This is a genomic window from Hymenobacter rubripertinctus (genome assembly GCF_003583925.1).
GTDB classification, from domain to species: Bacteria; Bacteroidota; Bacteroidia; order Cytophagales; family Hymenobacteraceae; genus Hymenobacter; species Hymenobacter rubripertinctus.
Genome location: NZ_QYCN01000117.1, coordinates 1 through 627, shown reverse-complemented (window position 1 = coordinate 627; position 627 = coordinate 1). Strand labels below are relative to the sequence as shown.

The window sequence follows — 627 nt, the reverse complement described above, 5'->3', positions numbered from 1 at the left end:
CAGTCCGATTGAAGCCCAGTTGGCGCAGGTAGGTTTGGTAGGCCCGGCAGTATTTCAATTCCACACAGTCCGATTGAAGCCATCGAGCACGCGCCGGGCCTCGGCGGTGCTTTCGTATTTCAATTCCACACAGTCCGATTGAAGCCGTATCGAGTACACCCTCGCCAACACCAACAGGGCCTATTTCAATTCCACACAGTCCGATTGAAGCAGTTTTCTAAGCTAATGGGTTGCAGTGCGCCCACCGATTTCAATTCCACACAGTCCGATTGAAGCTTGGCTATATTCCCGGCACCCTGGGGACGGGTTTAATTTCAATTCCACACAGTCCGATTGAAGCTCAGACATTGCTTTCGAAGTCACTCACGACAAGAATGATTTCAATTCCACACAGTCCGATTGAAGCCATTACGGTCGTACTTCTTTACCCAAACGTGCCCGTATTTCAATTCCACACAGTCCGATTGAAGCTATTAGGCGGCGGTGGTATAATGCGGGGTGAGTAGTATCTTACTCCCATGCTTCAGACCACGTTGACGTGTGGCAAGTGCAGCAGTGCTGACTTGCGCAAGAACGGCAGCCGCCACGGCCAGCCCAAATACCAGTGCAAAGCCTGCCGCCACCAAG

1 protein-coding gene and 1 CRISPR repeat array are annotated in these 627 nt (G+C 52.0%); the gene reads left to right on the top strand.

The features are described from left to right. Positions 1–51: 51 nt before the first annotated feature. A CRISPR array of direct repeats spans positions 52–471; the repeat unit is 29 nt; unit sequence ATTTCAATTCCACACAGTCCGATTGAAGC. 47 nt (positions 472–518) lie between these two features. Beyond that, a partial coding sequence (locus D0T11_RS23655) for a transposase-like zinc-binding domain-containing protein (protein ID WP_449547621.1) occupies positions 519–627 on the top strand: 109 nt, incomplete at its 3' end.